Genomic DNA, 14,414 nt, shown 5'->3' on the forward strand with positions numbered 1-14,414 from the left:
CTTCACGATGCCCACCCCCGTACCCTGACACCACAGACGGTGACCGGGTACGAGGGTGGGCATCACCTGTTTAACCACCCAGCCACGAGACGAGGATCATGAGCGACGACCAGTCCAGGAACGGCCGCGGCGACGGACGCCGTGGCGGGCGCCCCGACCGAGGCGGGCCCGAGAAGGGCCGGCCGCGTGAGTCGCGCCCTCCGCGCTTCCGCGACAACGATTCGTCCTCGCGTCCCCGCTACGGCGACCAGGACGATCGCCCGCGCCGTGACAACGACCGACCCGCCCGCGAGCGTGGCGACGGGGAGCGCCGCGACACCGGCGACCGTCGCCCCTTCCAGCGCCGCGACGACGGCGGCGATCGGCGTCCGCGCCAGGATGGCGACGCCCGTCCCTACCAGCGGCGCGAGGACGGCGACCGACGGCAGCGGCCCGACGGTGAGCGCCGTCCGTTCCGCGGCCGAGACGAGAGCGGCGACCGTCCGTACCGTCCGCGTGGCGAGGGTGGCGACCGTTCGGACCGTGGTGGCGACCGTCCCTACCGTCCGCGTGGCGAGGGGAACGACCGCGGTGACCGCCCCTTCCGTCCGCGTGGTGGCGAAAGTGACGGGCGTCCCGCCCGTGGTGGCGACCGGCCGTTCCGTCCGCGTGGCGAGGGTGGAGACCGTCCTGACCGTGGTGGCGACCGTCCCTACCGTCCGCGTGGCGAGGGGAACGACCGCGGTGATCGCCCGTTCCGTCCTCGCGGCGAGAGTGGCGGGCGTCCTGACCGTGGTGACCGGCCTTACCGTCCCCGCGAGGAGGGCGACCGCCCGTTCCGTTCGCGTGGCGACAGCGGCGAACGCCCGAATCGTGGGGACCGCGGCGACCGCCCGTTCCGTCCGCGCGAGGGCGGGGACCGTCCGTACCGTGCCCGTGAGGAGGGCGACCGTCCGTTCCGTCCCCGTGGCGAGGGCGGCGACCGTCCGTTCCGTCCGCGCGAGGGCGGCGACCGTCCGTACCGTCCCCGCGAGGAGGGCGACCGCCCCTACCGTCCCCGCGACGGAGAGGACCGGGGTCAGCGTTACGGCGGCGCCCGTGAAGGTGGCGACCGCCGCACCGATCGCATCCCGCCGAGCGAGGGCCGTCGGTTCGGCGAAGGCCGTCCGGCCCGGGGTGGCCGGCCGATGCAGGGGCGCGACGCGCGCCCGGAGCGCGGTGGCCGTGACCGCTTCGACGACGAGCAGTCGCTGCAGCCGCGCAGCATCCGCCCGCGCCACGACGACCCGGAGATCCCCGAGGACGTCCAGGCCCGTCAGCTCGACGGGCAGGCCCGCGCCGAACTGAAGACGCTGAGCAAGGACAACGCCGACTGGGTCGCCCGGCACCTCGTGATGGCGGCGACGCTCATCGAGGAGGACCCCGAGCTGGCGCATCGCCACGCCCTCTCCGCCGCACGCCGCGCCGGCCGTATCGGCGTCGTGCGCGAGTCGCTCGCGATCACCGCCTACGCCGTCGGCGACTACGCCCTCGCCCTGCGCGAGCTGCGCACCTACCGCCGCATCAGCGGGAGCAACGATCAGCTGCCGCTGATGGTCGACTGCGAGCGCGGCCTCGGCCGCCCCGACCGTGCTCTCGAACTCGGCCGCAGCGTGCCGCGCTCCGAGCTGCCCGTGCCCGTGCAGGTCCAGCTCGCGATCGCGATGTCCGGCGCGCGCCTCGACCTCGGACAGCCCGAGGTCGCTCTCGGCGAGCTCGAGATCCCGCAGCTCGATCCCGACGTCGCCTACAGCTGGAGCGCCGACCTGTTCGACGCCTACGCGACCGTGCTCGAGGAGCTCGGCCGCGAGGAGGAGGCGGCCGAGTGGTACCGCCGCGCCGAGATCGCCGCCGAGGCGTTCGGCGGTGGTGACGACGACACGATCGAGGTCGTCGAGGAGGAGCTCGAGGTGCCCGAGGGTGAAGCGGCCCACGACGCCGATGGGTTCGACGACGACGCCGACGCGTTCGACGACGACGCCGAGGGGTCCGACGACGACGCGCTCGACGCTGACGGGCTGCTCGACGTCCCCGAGGATGCCGAGGACGACGACGTGCTGGACGCCGACGAGCTGCTCGTCGTCGCCGAGGGCGACGATGAGGACGCAGACGACCTGTCCTACGCGGTCGATGCGCAGCCCGACGTTATCCCCGCCGACCAGGCCCTCACCCTCACCGAGGGCGATGCGGACGACGCCTCCGCCGCGGAGCACCGCGACGAGGACGAGGCCCGATGATCGTCGCGGGCAGTCCGCTCGACGGCGTCGAGCTCGTCCTCGCGGACCTCGACGGTGTCGTCTACCGCGGCAAGAGCGCGATCCCGCACGCCGTCGAGGCGCTCAACCAGGCGCACCGTGACGTCCCCGTGGGGTACATCACGAACAACGCGTCGCGTACCCCCGAGACGGTGGCCGGTCAGCTCGCCGGGTACGGCCTCGCGGTCACCCCGACCGACGTCGTGACCTCACCCCAGGCCGCGATGGTGCTTCTCGAGCAGCTCGTCGAGCCCGGCGCGACGGTGCTCGTCGTCGGCGGCGAGGGCCTCACCACCGCGGTCGAGGGCGCCGGCTTCGTCGTCACCCGGTCCGCCGAGGACGATCCCGCGGCCGTCGTGCAGGGCTTCTCGCCCGAGCTCGGCTGGAAGGACCTCGCCGAGGCCGCGTTCGCGCTGCACCGCGGCATCCCTTGGGTAGCGACGAATCAGGACTGGACGCTGCCGCTCGAGCGCGGCACCGCGCCCGGCAACGGCACGCTGGTGTCGGCCGTGCACACGGCGGTCGGCCGCCTGCCGCAGTTCGCAGGCAAGCCAGAGGTGCCGATCTTCACGGCGGCGCTCGAGCGGTTCTCCGCGTCATCCGCCCTCATGATCGGCGACCGGCTCGACACCGACATCCTCGGTGCGAACCGGGCGGGTCTCGCCTCGCTGCTAGTGCTCACCGGGATCGACCAGGCCAAGCAGGTGCTCGCGGCGGAGGAGGAGTACCGCCCGCACTTCATCGTCGACGACCTGCGCGGGCTGCACGAGCCCTACCCCGAGATCGGCGTGAGCCTCGAGCAGTCCACCGGCGCCCGCCTCGTGCACGTCGGCGACGCGGTCGTGCGGCTGCACAAGGGCGTCGTGAGCGTCGACAGGCCCGGGTCCCCGATCGACCGGCTGCGTGCCGGCTGCATCGCGGTGTGGGGCTCCGGGGTCAAGATCTACTCGCTCGACGTCGCGCCCGAGCTCTACTCCTGACGCCGTCGCCTACACTCCCTGCCATGCCCGACCACGCCGACGACGCCCTCGTGTCCCGCGTGCGCCTGATCGAGGATCAGCCGCTCGAGACCCGCGCCGCCTCGTTCGCCGCCCTGCACGACGAGCTCCAGCAGGCGCTCGAGCAAGCGGATGCCGTGGGCCGTGGCGGCCAGCGCCCGTGAGCGACCGGCTGGATGCCGCGCTCGCGGCGCGCGGGCTCGCGCGCTCCCGCACGCACGCCGCCCGGCTCATCGCCGACGGCCTCGTGACGGTCGACGGGGAACCGGCGGTCAAGGCGTCGGCGAAGGTCGGCGAGGCGCAGGAGCTCGCCGTCGCGGGCGCCGACCACTACGTGAGCCGCGCGGCGCACAAACTGATCGCCGCGCTGGACGGCTTCGCCGTCGACCCGGCCAGCCGGGAGGCGCTCGACCTCGGCGCCTCGACGGGCGGGTTCACCCAGGTCTTGCTCGAGCGCGGCGCCGCGCACGTCGTCGCCGTGGACGTCGGCCACGGCCAGCTCGCTCCCGAGATCGCGGGCGACCACAGGGTGAGCGTCGTCGAGGGGTACAACGTGCGCTACGCGACACGCGAGTCGCTCGAGGGCGCCGCCCGCCGCGACATCCGTGCCGACCTCGTCGTCGGCGACCTGTCGTTCATCTCACTCCGCACCGTGCTGCCCGCGATCGTGACGCTGCCGGAGCCGGAGGCCGACTTCGTGCTGCTCGTGAAGCCGCAGTTCGAGGTGGGGCGCGAGGGGATCCGCGAGGGCATCGTGCGCAACGAGGGCCTCCGCCGCGAGGCGGTCGAGCAGGTGCTGTGGGCGGCATGGGACCTGGGGCTCGGCACCGCAGGGGTCCTGTCGTCCCCACTGCCCGGCGCGGAAGGCAACCGGGAGTACCTCGTGCGCCTCAGCCGGGTGTCAGGCGGCAATCCGACAGAATGGTTGGACCGCGTAGGCGCGATCACCGGAGGCTGAGCCGTTGCAGGAGAACCAGAGCGCGTCGCCGCGCCACATCCTCGTCGTGGCGCACCTCGGCCGCGACGACTCGCGTGACGCCGCTCTGCTCGCCCTCGAGGAGCTGACAAAGGCCGGCGTCACCCCCGTGATGCGCGACGAGGACTACCGGGAGTTGCACGAGGTGCGGCCCGGTGCGCCGGAGGCCGCACGACTCGGAGCCGACGTCGCCATCGCCGACCTCGAACTCGTCGTCGTCCTCGGCGGCGACGGCACGATCCTCCGCGCCGCCGAACTCATCCGCGGCACCCCCGTGCCGCTCCTCGGCGTCAACCTCGGGCACGTCGGCTTCCTCGCCGAGAGCGAGCGCGACGACCTGCACCTGACGATCGAGCGCGCCCTCGCCCGCACGTACACCGTCGAGGAGCGGATGACGCTCGCCGTCGAGGTGCACGTCGGGCAGGAGGTCGTCTACTCGACCTGGGCCCTCAACGAGGCGACCATCGAGAAGGCGAGCCGCGAGCGCATGCTCGAGGTCGTCGTCGAGGTCGACGGCCGGCCCCTCTCGTCGTTCGGCTGCGACGGCATCGTCATGGCCACGCCCACCGGCTCGACCGCGTACGCGTTCTCGGCCGGGGGACCGGTCGTGTGGCCCGAGGTCGAGGCGCTCACGCTCGTGCCGCTCAGCGCGCACGCCCTCTTCGCCCGCCCGCTCGTCGTGAGCCGCCGGTCGATGTTCGCGGTCGAGGTGCTCGACCGCACGCAGGGCACGGGCGTGCTCTGGTGCGACGGCCGCCGCACCCGCGAGCTCCCGCGCGGCGCCCGCGTCACGGTCACGAGCTCCGACGAGCCCGTGCGCCTCGCCCGGCTCAGCCGCGGTCCCTTCACCGACCGGCTGGTCGCCAAGTTCGCCCTTCCCGTGCACGGTTGGCGGGGACCGGAGTGATCGAACAGATCTCGATCCGCGGCGTCGGGGTCATCGGCGACGCCCGGATGCCTCTCGGCCCGGGCTTCACCGCGGTGACCGGTGAGACCGGTGCGGGCAAGACCATGGTCGTCTCCGCGCTCGGGCTGCTGCTCGGCGCCAGGGCCGACAGCGGCGTCGTGCGCTCCGGCAGCGGCGGCGCCGTCGTCGAAGGGGAGTGGATCGTCCCGGCGGACGGGCCGGTCGCCGAGCGCGTGCGCGAAGCCGGCGGAGACGTCGACGAGAACGGCGACGGCAGCGCGCTCCTGCTGCTCTCGCGCTCACTGTCGGAGGAGGGGCGCAGCCGCGCCACGGTGGGCGGGCGCTCGGCTCCGGTCGGCGTCCTCGCCGAGCTCGGCGAGCAGCTCGTCGTCGTGCACGGCCAATCCGACCAGCTCCGGCTGCGCAGTGCGACCGCCCAGCGCGAGACCCTCGACCGCTACGCCGGCAGCGACGTCGCCGACCTCCTCGCGGAGTACGGCGTGCTGTACCGGCGCTGGCAGGACGACGTGGAGGAGCTCGAGACGCTCGTCTCCGAGCGCGACGCCCGCGAGCGCGAGGCCGCCGAGCTCACCGGGGCGATGGACGAGATCGAGAAGGCCGCGCCGAAGCCGGGCGAGGACGAGGAGCTGACCGAGCTCGCCGAGCGACTCGCGAACGTGGAGGACCTCCGCCTCGCCGCCGGCCAGGCGGAGGAGCTCATCTCCTCGCAGTCCGGCGGCGACGGCGCCGACGTCGTGGCCCTGCTCGAGAGCGCCCGCCGGCTGCTGGCCCGCGCGGCCGAGAAGGACGCCACGCTCGCCCCGATCGTCGAGAACGTCACCAGCGCGTCGATCCTCGTCTCCGAGATCTCGTCCGAGCTCGCGGGCTACCTCGCCGGGCTCGACACCGACACCGGGCACGAGCTCGAGGCGGTGCAGGAGCGCCGCGCCGAGCTGAACGCGCTGATGCGCCGGCACGGGCCGACGCTCGACGACGTGCTCGACCGGCTGCAGACCGGCAGCGCCCGCCTGCTCGAGCTCTCCGGCGACAGCGACCGCATCGACGCCCTCGAGCAGTCCGTCGACGGTCTCCGCGCCCGGCTCGAGGACCTCGCCACGCGCCTGACCGCGGCGCGCCGCGACGCGGCCGAGCGCCTCTCCGAGAGCGTGACCGCCGAGCTCGCCGCCCTCGCGATGGGCGGCGCCCGGCTCGTGGTCGAGGTGACCGAGCGCGACGAGCTCACGGCCGCCGGCCGCGACCAGGTGTCGCTCCTGCTGCAGCCGCACTCCGGCGCCGAGCCCCGGCCGCTCGGCAAGGGCGCCTCCGGCGGCGAACTCTCGCGCGTGATGCTCGCGCTCGAGGTCGTCATCGCGGCGACCGACCCCGTGCCGACGTTCGTCTTCGACGAGGTCGACGCCGGCGTCGGCGGCGCCTCCGCGACCGAGATCGGACGCCGCCTCGCCCGCCTCGCCGAGACGGCGCAGGTCATCGTCGTCACGCACCTCGCCCAGGTCGCCGCGTTCGCGACCAACCACCTCCGCGTGGTCAAGGACGCCGGGGGAGAGGTCACCGCCTCCGACGTGCAGCAGCTCACCGGTGAGGAGCGGGTCGCCGAGATGGCGCGGCTGCTCAGCGGCATGCCCGACTCGGCGAGCGGCCTCGCCCACGCACGCGAACTGCTCGACACGGCGCGCGCGGCGACATCCGGCCGCTCCTTCTGACATAGGATGGAAGCCCGTGGCGGATAGAGATTCCTCAGGCGGTTCGGAACGGGTGACGAAGCACATCTTCGTCACGGGAGGGGTCGTCTCCTCCCTCGGCAAGGGGCTCACGGCCGCTAGCCTCGGCAATCTCCTCACAGCGCGCGGTCTGCGCGTCGTGATGCAGAAGCTCGACCCTTATCTCAACGTCGACCCGGGAACGATGAACCCGTTCCAGCACGGCGAGGTCTTCGTGACCGACGACGGCGCCGAGACCGACCTCGACATCGGTCACTACGAGCGCTTCCTCAACATCGACCTGAGCGAGGCGGCCAACGTCACGACGGGCCAGATCTACTCCTCGGTCATCGCTAAGGAGCGCCGCGGCGAGTACCTCGGCGACACCGTGCAGGTCATCCCGCACATCACCGACGAGATCAAGCGCCGCATGCGCCTGCAGGCGACGAGCGAGCCGCAGCCCGACGTGATCATCACCGAGATCGGCGGCACGGTCGGCGACATCGAGAGCCAGCCCTTCATCGAGGCCGCGCGTCAGGTGCGTCACGAGCTCGGCCGGCGCAACGTGTTCTTCGTGCACGTCTCGCTCGTGCCGTTCATGAACGCCTCCGGCGAGCAGAAGACCAAGCCGACGCAGCACTCGGTCGCGGCCCTGCGCTCGATCGGCATCCAGCCCGACGCGCTCGTGCTGCGCAGCGACCGGCCGGTCTCCGACTCCAACCGCCGCAAGATCGCCCTCATGTGCGACGTCGACGAGGACGCCGTGGTGAACGCCGTCGACGTGCCGAGCATCTACGACATCCCGTCGATGCTGCACCGCCAGGGCCTCGACGCCTACCTCATCTCCGCGCTCGGCCTGCAGGCCGACGAGGTCGACTGGTCGGGCTGGCAGGGCATCCTCGACGCGGTGCACGACCCCAAGCACGAGGTCACGATCGCGCTCGTCGGCAAGTACATCGACCTTCCCGACGCGTACCTCTCGGTCACCGAGGCGCTCAAGGCCGGCGGGTTCGCCCACGGCACCCGGGTGAAGCTGCGCTGGGTCGCCTCCGACGAGTGCGAGACGCCCGAGGGTGCCGCGCGCCTGCTCGGCGACGTCGACGGCATCTGCATCCCCGGCGGCTTCGGCGTGCGCGGCATCGAGGGCAAGCTCGGCGCGCTGCGCTTCGCCCGCGAGAACGGAATCCCCGCGCTCGGGCTGTGCCTCGGCCTGCAGTGCATGGTCATCGAGTACGCCCGCAACAAGGCCGACCTGCCCGGTGCCTCGTCGAGCGAGTTCGACCCCGACACCGAGTTCCCGGTCATCGCGACGATGGCGGAGCAGGTCGACATCATCGCCGCGGGCGACCTCGGCGGCACGATGCGGCTCGGCATGTACCCGGCCGCGCTCGAGCAGGGCTCGATCGTCGCCGAGGTGTACGGCTCGACCGACATCTCCGAGCGCCACCGCCACCGCTACGAGGTGAACAACCACTACCGCAAGCAGATCGCCGAGGCGGGGCTGAAGTTCTCGGGCACCTCGCCCGACGGCACCCTCGTCGAGTTCGTCGAGCTGCCCCGCGACGTGCACCCGTACTACGTCGGCACGCAGGCCCACCCCGAGCTGCGCTCGCGCCCGAACCACGCGCACCCGCTGTTCAAGGGTCTCGTCGGCGCGGCGCTCGACCGCCAGCGCTCCAGCCGTCTCTTCGAGGTGGCGGAGCCCGCGGATGCCTGAGTCGACCGCACCCGGGCACGCGACCCCCGGCCACTCGACACCCGACGAGCGGGAGCTCGCGACGCTCGCCGACCTGCGCGACGAGCCGTTCGAGCCGACGGTGCTGAGCCGCGAGAAGGTCTTCGAGGGCCGCGTCTGGGACGTCGTCAGCGAGGACTTCGAGTACAACGGCCAGACGATCACGCGTGACTTCGTCGACCACACCGGCGCGGTCATCGTGCTGGCGATCGACGACGACGACCGCGTGCTGCTCATCCAGCAGTACCGTCACCCGATCCGCGAGCGCGACTGGGAGCTGCCCGCGGGCCTCCTCGACGTGCAGGGCGAGGACCCGATGGATGCCGCCCGCCGCGAGCTCGCGGAGGAGGCCGACCTCGAGGCCGAGACCCTCGAGCCGCTCATCGAGTACCACTCGACCTCCGGCGGCAGCAACGAGCTCATCCGGATCTACCTCGCCCGTGGGCTCACGCCGACGGAGCAGTTCGAGCGCGTCGACGAGGAGGCCGACATCGTCAAGCGCTGGGCCGCCCTCGACGACGTCGTGGCCGCCGCCCTCGCGGGCCGGCTGCGCAACAGCGGACTGCTGATGGGCGCCCTCGCCGCACACGCGAGCCGCGACCGCTGGAGCACGAAGACGGCATGAGCGAGGTCGCGGATGCGCCGGCGCGCGTATCCGCGCTCGCGCGGTCGGTCGACCGCTATCTCCGCCACGTCGCGATCGAGCGCGGGCTGAGCGCCAACACCGTGGCCGCGTACCGCCGCGACCTCGGCGTGTACCTCGAGATGCTCGCCGCGGACGGGATCGACTCCGCCCGCGACATCCGCCGGGAGCACGTCACGGGCTTCGTCACGGCGCTGCGCAGCCGCGAGACCCCGCTGAGCGCCACCTCGGTGGCGCGGATGCTCTCGTCGGTGCGCGCGTTCCACCGCTTCCTGCTCGCCGAGGGCGAGGTCGAGGCGGATGCCGCGGCCGAGGTGCGCCCGCCCAAGCTGCCGAGCCGGCTGCCCAAGGCGATCAGCATCGAGCAGATGACCGCGCTGCTCGAGGCGGCCGGGGGAGAGGACCCGCAGCAGCTGCGCGACCGCGCCCTGCTCGAACTGCTCTACGCCACCGGTGCGCGCGTCACCGAAGCCGTCTCGCTCGACGTCGACGACGTGCTCGGCGACGACGGCCGCGCGAGCGACCTCGTGCGCCTCACCGGCAAGGGAAACAAGCAGCGCATCGTGCCGATCGGGTCGTACGCTCGCGACGCGCTCGAGACCTACCTCGTGCGCGCGCGTCCCATGCTCGCCCTGCAGGGGCCCTCGACACCGGCGCTGCTGCTCGGGATGCGCGGCGGCCGGCTGTCGCGGCAGAACGCGTGGCTGCGCATCCAGGAGATCGCGGCGGCCGCGAAGCTCGACGGGCACGTCTCACCGCACACGTTTCGGCACTCGTTCGCGACGCACCTGCTCGCCGGCGGCGCGGACGTGCGCGTCGTGCAGGAGCTGCTCGGTCACTCGTCCGTCGCGACGACGCAGATCTACACGCTCGTCACGGCCGACGCGCTGCGCGACGTCTATACCACCTCGCATCCGCGCGCGAGAGGCTGACGCGCCACGCCACGCCGCGGATGACCCGGGCTGGGCGGAAGGCCGGACGTAGACTCGCTGGCGTGACGACGGACTGGGGTGAGATGACTGCGACACTCGACGAGGCGATGGACCTCGGTCCGACGGGCCGCCCGCGCCGCGAGTTCCCGGAGCCGCAGGCTCTGGCCTCGCACGGACCCGCTCACATCATCGCGATGTGCAACCAGAAGGGCGGCGTCGGCAAGACGACGACCTCGGTCAACCTCGGCGCCGCGTTCGCCGAGTACGGGCGCAAGGTGCTCGCGGTCGACTTCGACCCGCAGGGCGCCCTCTCGACGGGCCTCGGCGTGCCGGCGTTCGACGTGCCGACCATCTACGACCTGATGCTCGGCAACATCAAGGACCCGCACGAGGCGATCCAGAAGACCCGGATCGAGAACCTCGACGTCATCCCCGCGAACATCGACCTCTCCGCCGCGGAGGTGCACCTCATCGGCGAGGTCGCCCGCGAGCAGATCCTCGCGCGCATCCTGCGCAAGGTCGCACCCGACTACGACGTGATCATCGTCGACTGCCAGCCGAGTCTCGGGCTGCTGACCGTCAACGCGCTCACCGCCGCGCACGGCGTCGTCATCCCGCTCGCCTGCGAGTACTTCGCCCTCCGCGGCGTCGCCCTCCTCGTCGAGACCGTCGACAAGGTGCGTGACCGGCTCAACCCGGCCATCGAGCTCGACGGCATCGTCGCGACGATGTACGACGCGCGCACGCTGCACAGCCGCGAGGTCATGGAGCGGGTCGTCGACGCGTTCGGCGACGACGTGCTCGACACCGTCATCACCCGCACGGTGAAGTTCCCCGATGCGAGCGTCGCGGGGCTGCCGATCACGCAGTACGCGCCCGAGCACAACGCCGCCCACGCGTACCGTCAGCTCGCGCGCGAGCTCGTCGCCCGTGGCGCCGTCGCCTAGGGCCGTCGAGCAGGAGGTCCCGCCGGCCGCGCCCGGCTTCACCGTCAGTCTCGACGTCTTCGACGGCCCGTTCGATCTGCTCCTCTCGCTGATCAACAAGCACGAGCTCGACATCACGGATGTCTCGCTCAGCGCCGTCACCGACGAGTTCCTCTCCTACCTCCGCGGGCTCGACTCGAAGGAGGAGCTCGACCGTGCGAGCGAGTTCCTCGTCGTCGCGGCGACCCTGCTCGACCTCAAGATCGCCGGGCTCCTGCCGCAGGGCGAGCTCGTCGACGCGGAGGACGTCGCGCTGCTCGAGGCGCGGGACCTGCTGTTCGCCCGCCTGCTGCAGTACCGCGCCTTCAAACAGGCGAGCGCGTGGTTCGCCGAGCACCTCGACAGCGAGGCCGCGCGGCATCCGCGGTCCGTGCGGCTGGAGGAGAAGTACCGGCAGCAGGCGCCCGAGCTCGTCTGGAGTCTCTCCGCCGACGACTTCGCCGCCCTCGCGCTGCTCGCGTTCACGCCGCGCGAGGTGCCGACCGTCGGGCTCGACCACCTGCACGCCCCGCTCGTGTCGATCCGTGAGCAGGCGGCGCACGTCGTCGCGCTGCTGCGCGGTGGCGAGCCGCTGACCTTCCGCCAGCTCGCCGCCGGCGCCGAGCTCAAGGGCGTCGTCGTCGCCCGGTTCCTCGCGGTGCTCGAGCTCTACCGGCACGCCGCCGTCTCGTTCGAGCAGGTCGAGCCGCTCGGCGAGCTGACGGTACGCTGGTCGGCCGAGACCTGGTCGGACGAGAACCTCGCCGCGCTGGGAGCGGACTATGACAACTGACGTGACGACCACCGAGACGGATGCCACCGCGCCCGTCTCCCTCGTCGACCTCGATCGCGGCGTCGAGGCCCTCCTCTTCGTCGCCGACGCGCCCCTCAGCACCGTCGCCGTCGCCTCGACCCTCGACCGTCCGGTCGCCGAGGTGCGCGCGGCGATCGCGCGCCTCGTCGCCGACTACGACGGCGAGGCCGGCGGCCCGCGCCGCGGCTTCGAGCTGCGCGAGGTCGGCGGCGGGTGGCGCTTCTACGTGCGCGCGGACTACGACGCCGTCGTGCAGCAGCACGTGCAGGTGCAGACCCCCGCGAGGCTCTCGCAGGCCGCTCTCGAGACGCTCGCGGTCATCGCCTACAAGCAACCCATCACCCGCGGCGCGATCGCCGCGATCCGCGCCGTGAACGTCGACAGCGTCGTGCGCACGCTGCTCGGTCGCGGCCTCATCACCGAGGCGTTCACCGACCCCGACACGGGCGCCATCCACTACGCGACGACCGACGAGCTGCTCGTGCACCTCGGCATCTCCTCGCTCGACCAGCTGCCGCAGATCTCCCCGCTGCTGCCCGACGGCACGGAGGGCTTCGATGACCTTGCCTGACGCCGAGGGAGTGCGGCTGCAGAAGCTCATGGCCGCCGCCGGGGTCGCGAGCCGCCGCGTCTCCGAGGACCTCATCGCGGCCGGTCGCGTCAGCGTCAACGGCAGGATCGTGACCGAGCTCGGGGTGCGCGTCGACCCCGTCGCCGACCAGGTCACCGTCGACGGCGTGCCGGTGCAGCTCGACACGAGCCGCCGCTACGTCATGCTCAACAAGCCCACCGGCGTCGTCAGCTCGATGTCCGACGAGCGCGGCCGCCCGGACCTCCGCCGCTGGACCGACCAGTACGAGGAGCGGCTGTTCAACGTCGGCCGGCTCGACGCCGAGACGAGCGGCCTGCTCGTGCTGACCAACGACGGGGAGCTCGCTCACGTGCTCGCGCACCCGTCCTTCGGCGTCACGAAGACCTATGTTGCGCTCGTCGACGGGCGGGTGACCCAGGCGACGGTCCGGCAGCTGACCCAGGGCATCGAGCTCGAGGACGGCCCGATCGCCGCCGACAAGGCCCGCGTGCTCGGCGAGGTCGGCGGGCGCACGCAGCTCGAGCTCGTGCTGCACTCGGGCCGCAACCGCATCGTCCGCCGCATGATGGCCGCCGTCGGCCACCCCGTGCAGGAGCTCGTGCGGCGCCAGTTCGGACCGCTGCACCTCGGCACCCTCCCGGTCGGGCGCGCACGCGACCTGACTAAGGTAGAGGTCGGCCGTCTGCTGGAGATCGCGCGCTCCGGCGGCGAGACCGCAGGAGGAAAGACGGCCCGATCGACCAGGCCGAGGCGAGCAGGAGGCTGACCGTGCCCGCACCGCGACTCACCGGGCGCGTGCGCATCGTCGGAACGGGGCTCCTCGGCACGAGTGCCGGCCTCGCACTGCGCGCGCGCGGCGTCGACGTCGTGCTCGCCGACGCGAGCCCGGCCGCGCTGACCCTCGCCGCCGACTACGGCGCCGGCCGCCCCGCCACCGAGCAGGACGTGCCCGACCTCGTCGTCGTCGCGGTGCCGCCGGATGTCACGGCGCGCGTCGTCGCCGCCGAGCTGGCGGCGTTCCCTACCGCGGTCGTCACCGACGTCGCGAGCGTCAAGGCGCTGCCGCTCAGCGAGCTCCGCGCGCTCGGCGCCGATCTCGCCCGCTACCTCGGCTCCCATCCGCTCGCCGGTCGCGAGCGCGGGGGAGCCATCGCCGCCCGCAGCGACCTCTTCGTCGGCCGACCCTGGGTCATCACCCCGCACGAGGCGCTCGACCCCGCGGCGCTCGCGCTCGTCGAGGACCTCGCGCTCGACCTCGAGGCCGTGCCCGTCACGATGTCGGCGGAGGAGCACGACGCATCCGTCGCCCTCGTCTCGCACGTGCCGCAGGTGGTCTCGAGTCTGCTCGCCCGCCGGCTGATCGACGCGCCCGCCGCGGCGCTCGGGCTCGCGGGCGGCGGCTTGCGCGACACGACCCGCATCGCCGCGAGCGACCCCGCGCTGTGGGTGCAGATCCTCTCGGCCAACGCCCCCGCGGTTACCGAGGTGCTCCGCGCGTTCCGCGACGACCTCGACGCGGTGCTCGCCCTCGTCGCCGAGCCCGACGCCGCCGGGTCGCGGCGCGGCATCGCCGAGACCCTCGCCGGCGGGAACGCGGGCGTCGCCCGCATCCCCGGCAAGCACGGGCAGGACCGCCGCTTCAGCCAGCTCGTCGTGCTCGTCGACGACCGCCCGGGCGAGCTCGCGCGGCTGCTCACCGACATCGGCGACGTCGGGGTCAACATGGAGGAGATCCGGCTCGAGCACTCCCCGGGCGCCCCGGTCGGGCTCGCCGAGATCTCGGTGCTGCCGGAGACGGAGCCGCGGCTGCTCGCCGAACTCACGTCCCGCGGCTGGAAGATCGCAGAGGCATGGCAGTGAC

The 14,414-nt window shown here is 72.8% G+C and carries 15 protein-coding genes; 14 read left to right on the forward strand and 1 reads right to left on the reverse strand.

What is annotated here, in order from left to right:
* Positions 1-62 precede the first annotated feature (62 nt).
* Entirely contained in the window at positions 63-1,259 is a 1,197-nt protein-coding gene (locus tag JUB10_RS13745; RefSeq protein ID WP_207457661.1) for a hypothetical protein, read from the reverse strand.
* Between JUB10_RS13745 and JUB10_RS14960 the strand changes: the two genes are divergently transcribed.
* The 14 genes from JUB10_RS14960 (at position 1,167) to JUB10_RS13815 (ending at position 14,413) form a co-directional block, all read left to right on the forward strand.
* Positions 1,167-2,255, forward strand: a complete 1,089-nt coding sequence (locus tag JUB10_RS14960) for a tetratricopeptide repeat protein (protein ID WP_278250383.1) — start codon at positions 1,167-1,169, stop codon at positions 2,253-2,255. The genes JUB10_RS13745 and JUB10_RS14960 overlap by 93 nt on opposite strands.
* Positions 2,252-3,253, forward strand: a complete 1,002-nt coding sequence (locus tag JUB10_RS13755; RefSeq protein ID WP_207457663.1) for an HAD-IIA family hydrolase — start codon at positions 2,252-2,254, stop codon at positions 3,251-3,253. The genes JUB10_RS14960 and JUB10_RS13755 overlap by 4 nt, the downstream gene beginning before the upstream one ends.
* A 23-nt stretch (positions 3,254-3,276) precedes the next feature.
* On the forward strand, positions 3,277-3,435 hold the full coding sequence (locus JUB10_RS13760) for a hypothetical protein (protein ID WP_207457665.1): 159 nt from the start codon (positions 3,277-3,279) through the stop codon (positions 3,433-3,435).
* Positions 3,432-4,229, forward strand: a complete 798-nt coding sequence (locus JUB10_RS13765) for a TlyA family RNA methyltransferase (protein WP_207457667.1) — start codon at positions 3,432-3,434, stop codon at positions 4,227-4,229. The genes JUB10_RS13760 and JUB10_RS13765 overlap by 4 nt, the downstream gene beginning before the upstream one ends.
* Before the next feature lie 4 nt (positions 4,230-4,233).
* Entirely contained in the window at positions 4,234-5,154 is a 921-nt protein-coding gene (locus JUB10_RS13770) for an NAD kinase (protein WP_207457669.1), read from the forward strand.
* The gene (gene recN / locus JUB10_RS13775) at positions 5,151-6,875 is read left to right on the forward strand and encodes a DNA repair protein RecN (RefSeq protein WP_207457671.1); all 1,725 of its coding nucleotides are present in this window, start codon (positions 5,151-5,153) and stop codon (positions 6,873-6,875) included. The genes JUB10_RS13770 and recN overlap by 4 nt, the downstream gene beginning before the upstream one ends.
* Positions 6,876-6,927: 52 nt before the next feature.
* Positions 6,928-8,589, forward strand: coding sequence for a CTP synthase (locus JUB10_RS13780; RefSeq protein ID WP_207457673.1), 1,662 nt, complete (start codon positions 6,928-6,930; stop codon positions 8,587-8,589).
* On the forward strand, positions 8,582-9,232 hold the full coding sequence (locus JUB10_RS13785) for an NUDIX domain-containing protein (RefSeq protein WP_207457675.1): 651 nt from the start codon (positions 8,582-8,584) through the stop codon (positions 9,230-9,232). The genes JUB10_RS13780 and JUB10_RS13785 overlap by 8 nt, the downstream gene beginning before the upstream one ends.
* The gene (gene xerD / locus JUB10_RS13790; RefSeq protein WP_207457677.1) at positions 9,229-10,182 is read left to right on the forward strand and encodes a site-specific tyrosine recombinase XerD; all 954 of its coding nucleotides are present in this window, start codon (positions 9,229-9,231) and stop codon (positions 10,180-10,182) included. Before JUB10_RS13785 ends, xerD begins: the two co-directional genes overlap by 4 nt.
* A gap of 83 nt (positions 10,183-10,265) precedes the next feature.
* Complete coding sequence (locus JUB10_RS13795; RefSeq protein ID WP_207457871.1) at positions 10,266-11,129, forward strand: ParA family protein; 864 nt, start codon at positions 10,266-10,268, stop codon at positions 11,127-11,129.
* Complete coding sequence (locus JUB10_RS13800; RefSeq protein ID WP_307859239.1) at positions 11,113-11,940, forward strand: segregation and condensation protein A; 828 nt, start codon at positions 11,113-11,115, stop codon at positions 11,938-11,940. Before JUB10_RS13795 ends, JUB10_RS13800 begins: the two co-directional genes overlap by 17 nt.
* Positions 11,930-12,532 carry an SMC-Scp complex subunit ScpB gene (gene scpB, locus JUB10_RS13805; RefSeq protein ID WP_207457681.1) on the forward strand — a complete coding sequence of 201 codons (603 nt, stop codon included), beginning with the start codon at positions 11,930-11,932 and terminating at the stop codon, positions 12,530-12,532. The genes JUB10_RS13800 and scpB overlap by 11 nt, the downstream gene beginning before the upstream one ends.
* Complete coding sequence (locus JUB10_RS13810) at positions 12,519-13,319, forward strand: pseudouridine synthase (RefSeq protein WP_207457683.1); 801 nt, start codon at positions 12,519-12,521, stop codon at positions 13,317-13,319. Before scpB ends, JUB10_RS13810 begins: the two co-directional genes overlap by 14 nt.
* The gene (locus tag JUB10_RS13815; protein ID WP_207457872.1) at positions 13,316-14,413 is read left to right on the forward strand and encodes a prephenate dehydrogenase; all 1,098 of its coding nucleotides are present in this window, start codon (positions 13,316-13,318) and stop codon (positions 14,411-14,413) included. Before JUB10_RS13810 ends, JUB10_RS13815 begins: the two co-directional genes overlap by 4 nt.
* Position 14,414: the final 1 nt, after the last annotated feature.

It is taken from the genome of Desertivibrio insolitus (assembly GCF_017355965.1).
Lineage (GTDB): Bacteria > Actinomycetota > Actinomycetes > Actinomycetales > Microbacteriaceae > JAFIQW01.

Coding starts and splice junctions, on each gene's coding strand:
- xerD (WP_207457677.1), top strand. CDS start 9,229: ATGAGCGAGGTCGCGGATGCGCCGGCGCGCGTATCCGCGCTCGCGCGG.
- JUB10_RS13760 (WP_207457665.1), top strand. CDS start 3,277: ATGCCCGACCACGCCGACGACGCCCTCGTGTCCCGCGTGCGCCTGATC.
- scpB (WP_207457681.1), top strand. CDS start 11,930: ATGACAACTGACGTGACGACCACCGAGACGGATGCCACCGCGCCCGTC.
- JUB10_RS13755 (WP_207457663.1), top strand. CDS start 2,252: ATGATCGTCGCGGGCAGTCCGCTCGACGGCGTCGAGCTCGTCCTCGCG.
- JUB10_RS13785 (WP_207457675.1), top strand. CDS start 8,582: ATGCCTGAGTCGACCGCACCCGGGCACGCGACCCCCGGCCACTCGACA.
- JUB10_RS13810 (WP_207457683.1), top strand. CDS start 12,519: ATGACCTTGCCTGACGCCGAGGGAGTGCGGCTGCAGAAGCTCATGGCC.
- JUB10_RS14960 (WP_278250383.1), top strand. CDS start 1,167: ATGCAGGGGCGCGACGCGCGCCCGGAGCGCGGTGGCCGTGACCGCTTC.
- JUB10_RS13795 (WP_207457871.1), top strand. CDS start 10,266: ATGACTGCGACACTCGACGAGGCGATGGACCTCGGTCCGACGGGCCGC.